This window comes from Streptomyces sp. SPB074, assembly GCF_000154905.1.
Taxonomy (GTDB): Bacteria; Actinomycetota; Actinomycetes; order Streptomycetales; family Streptomycetaceae; genus Streptomyces.
This window is the reverse complement of the sequence record NZ_GG770539.1, coordinates 5,403,207-5,408,934: the sequence shown is the minus strand read 5'-3', so window position 1 is coordinate 5,408,934 and position 5,728 is coordinate 5,403,207. Positions and strand designations below refer to the sequence as shown.

Below are 5,728 nucleotides of genomic sequence, written 5' to 3'. Positions count from 1 at the left end.
GCGCGGCCTGGTCCCCTCCCGCTCGGAAGGGGAGTGGCCCGCCGGGGCCTCGCGGCACCGGCCGGCCGGAACGGGAGGGGGCCGGGCCGTACGTATCCGCCGCGCACCGCGGAGAAGCGGCCCCGGGACGCCGGGGCGCGGCGCTCACGGGACCGCGACAGTCTCCAGCGGGGTGTCCGGGGTCCCGCTTCGCGTCACTTTAGTCCACCCTGTCGCCCGGTCAATCAATGACCCTGCGCGTCGCGAAGCCCGTGAAACCGGGCCCCGCGCCCCATGATCACACGGGCACGGCGCGTCCCGGCGCCGCCGGTTGGGTACCGTCTGAGGCATGACTTCCGCCCCCATCACCCCCGGCGCCTCGGTCACCGACCGTCTCGTCGCCTCGAACGCGGCGTACGCGAAGACGTTCACCGACCCCGGCATGGACGCCCGGCCCGTGCAGAAGGTCGCCGTCGTCGCCTGCATGGACGCGCGCCTGGACCTGCACGCCGCCCTCGGCCTGGAGCTCGGCGACTGCCACACGATCCGCAACGCGGGCGGTGTGGTCACCGACGACGTGATCCGGTCCCTGACCATCAGCCAGCGCGCCCTCGGGACCCGCAGCGTCGTCCTCATCCACCACACCAACTGCGGCCTCGAATCGCTCACCGAGGACTTCCGCCACGAGCTGGAGCGCGAGGTGGGCCAGCGCCCCTCCTGGGCGGTCGAGGCGTTCACGAACGCGGAGCAGGACGTGCGGCAGTCGATGCAGCGGGTGCGGACCTCGCCGTTCCTGGTCGAGGCGAACGACGTGCGCGGCTTCGTCTTCGACGTGCACTCGGGGCTGCTGCGCGAGGTGGACCCGGCGGTCTGAGCCCGCCGCCCGGCCGCCCGGGCCGCGCCCCGGCCTGGTATCGGCCGAATCCGGCGGACAAATGCCGCGAGAACCGACAAGTGGCGAGCTGTTGTCCGCGGGCGAGTGACACGAACCGATAACGGCAACAAGAATGCTGACGGAGCCCGCGCGGAGTGGTCCGCGCGGGGCCGTGGGCCGAGGAGGGCCGGGTGACGACCTTTGACGAGCGCGCCGACGCGCGGGGGGACCTCAGAGAGCTGAGCGAGACGGCGGGCCGGGTACGGAGCGCCGTCGAGCGGGTCATCGAGGGCAAGCCGGACGTCGTCCGGCTCGCCCTGACCGTGCTGCTCGCGGAGGGGCACCTGCTCATCGAGGACGTGCCGGGGGTCGGCAAGACGATGCTCGCGCGGGCGCTCGGGCGTTCCGTGGACGCCTCCGTGCGCCGTATCCAGTTCACGCCGGACCTGCTGCCCTCGGACATCACCGGGGTCTCCATCTACGACCAGGGCACCGGCACCTTCGACTTCAAGCCCGGCGCCGTCTTCGCGCAGATCGTGATCGGCGACGAGATCAACCGGGCCTCGCCGAAGACGCAGTCGGCGCTCCTGGAGGCGATGGAGGAGGGGCAGGTCACGCTCGACGGCGAGACCTTCCCGCTGCCGCGTCCCTTCATGGTCGTCGCGACGCAGAACCCGGTCGAGATGGAGGGCACCTACCCGCTTCCCGAGGCCCAGCGCGACCGTTTCATGGCGCGCGTCTCGATGGGGTACCCCTCCGCCGAGGCCGAGCTCAAGATGCTCGGCGCGCACGGGGCCGCGTCCCCGCTCGACGGGCTCGTGCCCGTCGCGCACGTGGACGAGATCGCCAAGCTCGTCGAGGCGGTGCGCGGCGTGCACATCGCGGAGGACATCGAGCGGTACGCGGTCGCGCTGACGCAGGCCACCCGGGCCCACCCGGAGCTGCGGCTCGGCGCCTCGCCGCGCGCCACGCTCCACCTGGTCCGGGCCGCGCGCGCCTCGGCGGCGCTCGCGGGCCGCGACTTCGTACTCCCCGACGACGTACAGGCCCTCGCGGTGCCCGTGCTCGCGCACCGGCTGCTGCCGACGACGCAGGCCCAGCTCGGGCGGCGCAGCGCGGAGGCGATCGTGGTGGAACTGCTCCAGCAGGTGCCGATCCCGGACAGCGGCGCCCGCGTGGGCCGCCCGGCGAGCGGCGGCCGGTGAGAATCCGGGGCGCGGGACCCGGCACGGCGGGACGCGATCCCGGCGACGGGGCGGCGGCGCGCGGGTCCGCGGGCGGGGCGGCGACGTACTCGCCCGCAGGCGGGACGACGGGACCGGGGACGCCGCCGCGCGTGCCGGGCGCCACGGCGGGACGCGTGCCGGGCCAGCGTTCGGCGGGCCCGGTGGCGCCCGGCGGGCACCCCGTGCTCGCGCCCGTCGCCGAGGACCACGAGGACGGCGCGGCGCACGGACCGCTGCGGACCGCCTTCGCGGGCCTGACCACGCGCGGCCGCTCCTTCCTCGCGGCCGGAATCGCCGCCGGGATCTGCGCGTACGTGCTCGGGCAGGGCGAGCTGCTGCGGGTCGGGGTGCTGCTCGCGGTGCTCCCGCTCGTCGCCGCCGCCGTCCTCTTCCGTACCCGCCACCGCGTCACGGGCAGCCGCCGGCTCAGCCCGCTGCGCGTGCAGGCGGGCGAGGAGGCCCGCGTGCACCTGCGCGTCGAGAACGTCTCGCGGCTCACGACCGGGCTCCTCATGCTCCAGGACCGGGTGCCCTACCAGCTCGGCCCGCGCCCGCGTTTCGTCCTCGACCGCGTCGAGGCGGCCGGACGGCGCGAGGTCTCGTACCGGGTGCGCTCCGACATGCGCGGGCGCTTCACGCTCGGCCCGCTGCAACTGCGGCTCGGCGACCCCTTCGGGATGTGCGAGCTGAGCCGTTCCTTCAGCGCCCGCGACACCCTCACCGTGCTCCCGGCCGTGGTCCCGCTCCCGGCGGCGGGGCTCGGCGGGCAGGCGCCCGGGGCGGGCGGCGGGCGGCGGCGCGCGCTCTCGTTCAGCGGCGAGGACGACGTCATCCCGCGCGGCTACCGGCACGGCGACGACCTGCGCCGCGTGCACTGGCGCTCGACGGCCCGGTACGGCGAACTGATGGTGCGGCGCGAGGAGCAGCCGCGCAGGTCCCGCTGCACGGTGCTGCTCGACACGCGGCGCGCGGCCTACGCCGGCGGCGGCCCGGACAGCGCCTTCGAGTGGGCCGTCTCGGGGACGGCCTCGGTCCTCACCCATCTCCTCGAACACGAGATGGACGTCCGTCTCCTCACCGACGAGGGCGCCCTCGACGCCGTCCCCGGCAGCGACGGCTTCGCGACGGCGCGGCACGAGGCGGCGGAGGCGGCGGGCGCGCTCCTCGACGTCCTCGCCGTCGTGGACCACTCGGCGGGCACGGACCTCGCGGCGGCCCACGACGTCCTGCACGCCGGTACGGAGGGGCTGCTCATCGCCTTCCTCGGCGCGCTGGACGCGGAGCAGACCGCGCTGCTCGCCCGCTCGCGCGGCCGGGACGCGGGCGCGGTCGCCTTCCTCCTCGACGGCCCCGACTGGGGGCGGCCGGTGGACGGCGACTCCCCCGCTCAGGACCCGGAGCGCTCCGCGCGCGCCCTGCGCGAGGCGGGATGGACGGTGCTGCGCGTCCCGCGCGGCGCCGGGCTCCCCGAACTGTGGCGCCAGGCGGGCGCCCTCCACGCGGGACGGGCGCCGGGCGGGGGCGCGGCGTACGAAGGCGCGGGCGGCGCGGCGGCGTACGGCGGCGGCGCGCACGGCGGCGCGGCGGCCCGCGGGGGCAATGGCACCTACGGGAGCGCGCCTTCGTACGCCCCGCCGTCCGCCTCCCCCGCTCCCCCCGCCCCCCGCGCGCCCTCGCCCGCCGAGCGGATCGGGCCGGGCGGGCGGGACGGGCGGGACGCGGGGTGGGATAGGTACCGGCGGCCGGAGGACCGGCCGGACGACAGGGAGCGGGAGTCATGAGCGGGCGGGGCAGGGTCACTCTCGCGGCGACGGCGGCGACGGCGCTCTCCGCCGCCGCGCTGCTGCCGCTCGTGGAGAGCGCGTCGTGGTTCGCGCTGTCCCTGCTGCTGCTCGCGGTGGTGGCCGGGGCGGGCGCGCTCGCGCGTCAGGCGCAGTTGCCGCGTCCGCTGGTGGTCGCGATCCAGGCCCTCGTGGGACTGCTGCTGCTGACCCTCGTCTTCGCACGCGCGCAGGCCGTGGCCGGTTTCGTCCCCGGGCCGGAGGCGATGCGGTACTTCGGGCGGCTCTTCGAGGCCGGGCAGCACGACGTGCGCGGGTACGCGATCCCCGCGCCGCTCACCGACGGCATCTCGTTCCTGCTGATCGGCGGGGTCCTCGTGGTGGGCCTGCTCGTGGACGTCCTCGCAGTGACGTTCCGCGCGGCCTCCGCCGCCGGACTGCCGCTGCTCGCGCTGTACTCCGTCGCGACCGGGATCGCCGAGGACGGCTCGGGCTGGCTCCTCTTCCTCCTCGCGGCGGGCGGCTACCTCCTGCTGCTGCTCGCCGAGAGCCGCGACCGCGTCGCGCGCTGGGGGCGGGTCTTCGGGGTGCGCACGCCGGACGGGCGCGGGAAGCCGCCCCGGCTGTCCCCGGTGCGCAACGGACGCAGGATCGGTGTCCTCGCACTCGGCGTCGCGCTCGTCGTGCCGCTCGCGCTGCCCGCGCTCGACGGCGGGCTGCTCGACGGCCGGGGCGGAGGCCGCGGGAACGGCGGGGGCGGCACGATCTCGGCGGTCAACCCGCTCGTCTCGCTCCAGGACGCCCTCAACCAGCCCGACGACCGCGAGGTGCTGCGCTACCGCACCGACGCGGCGAACATCTCCGACCTGTACCTGCGGATCGTCTCGCTCGACAAGTTCGACGGCACCTCCTGGTCGCCCTCCGAGCGCCGCATCACCGAGATCCCCCGGCAGCTCCCCCAGCCGACCGGCCTCTCCCCCGACGTCGCCACCGGCACCGTCACGACCTCGGTGCGGGTCGCGGGCGACTACGGCCAGGACTGGCTGCCGCTCCCCTACCCGGCCAGTTCCGTGGACATCGACGGGCGCTGGCGGTACGAGCCGGAGGGGCGCACCCTCGTCGGCGAGCGCGGCCAGACGACACGGAACGCCTCGTACCGCGTCGAGAGCCTCGACGTCCGGCCCACGGCCCGTCAGCTCGCGAACGCGCGCCCGGCCCCCGAGGACATCCGCCGCGCCTACACGGCCGTGCCGGGCAGCCTCCCCGACGTCGTCGAGGCCACCGCCCGCAAGATCACGAAGGGCGCCGACAACGACTACGAGCGCGCGGTGCGGCTCCAGGACTGGTTCGCCTACGACGGCGGCTTCACGTACAACACGCGGGTCGGCGCGGGCAGCGGTCCGCAGGCCATCGCGCGGTTCCTGAGGCAGAAGGAGGGCTTCTGCGTCCACTTCTCCTTCTCGATGGCGGCAATGGCCCGCACCCTCGGCATCCCGGCCCGGGTCGCGATCGGCTTCACGCCCGGGACGCAGACCGGGGACGAGGGGACGATGTCGGTCGGCCTGCGCGACGCGCACGCCTGGCCGGAGCTGTACTTCCAGGGCGTGGGCTGGACCCGCTTTGTTTCGACCCCGAGCCGGGGCACGACCCCGGAGTACACGCAGCCCGAGACACCGGAGGGAGGCACGGCCAGCTCGGCGCCCGAGCAGCCGGAGTCGAGCGACTCGGCCGCCCCCTCGGACTCGGCCTCGGCGGACGCCTCCTGCCCGGCGGCGGACCGGCGGCTCGGCGAGTGCGGCGGGCCGAGCCCGGCGGCGGTCGCGACGGACGGCGGCGGCGCCCCGCCCACGGGCAGGCTGCTCGGCGCG

At 76.1% G+C, this 5,728-nt stretch carries 4 protein-coding genes; all 4 read left to right on the top strand.

Going from position 1 to position 5,728, the window contains the following annotated elements; all coding sequences use genetic code 11:
- The first annotated feature begins 328 nt into the window (after positions 1-328).
- Positions 329-853, top strand: a complete 525-nt coding sequence (locus tag SSBG_RS22950) for a beta-class carbonic anhydrase (protein ID WP_008748455.1) — start codon at positions 329-331, stop codon at positions 851-853.
- A 191-nt stretch (positions 854-1,044) separates the two neighbouring features.
- Positions 1,045-2,058: an AAA family ATPase gene (locus SSBG_RS22945; protein ID WP_037871802.1), complete on the top strand. Its 1,014-nt coding sequence runs from the start codon at positions 1,045-1,047 to the stop codon at positions 2,056-2,058.
- Between the two features lie 203 nt (positions 2,059-2,261).
- Positions 2,262-3,860, top strand: a complete 1,599-nt coding sequence (locus SSBG_RS22940; protein WP_008748453.1) for a DUF58 domain-containing protein — start codon at positions 2,262-2,264, stop codon at positions 3,858-3,860.
- On the top strand, positions 3,857-5,728 hold a 1,872-nt coding region (locus SSBG_RS22935; RefSeq protein WP_008748452.1), incomplete at its 3' end, for a transglutaminaseTgpA domain-containing protein. The genes SSBG_RS22940 and SSBG_RS22935, both read left to right, overlap by 4 nt.

Excerpts from the sequence above, each read along its gene's own strand:
- SSBG_RS22950 (WP_008748455.1), top strand. The coding sequence starts at position 329 with ATGACTTCCGCCCCCATCACCCCCGGCGCCTCGGTCACCGACCGTCTC.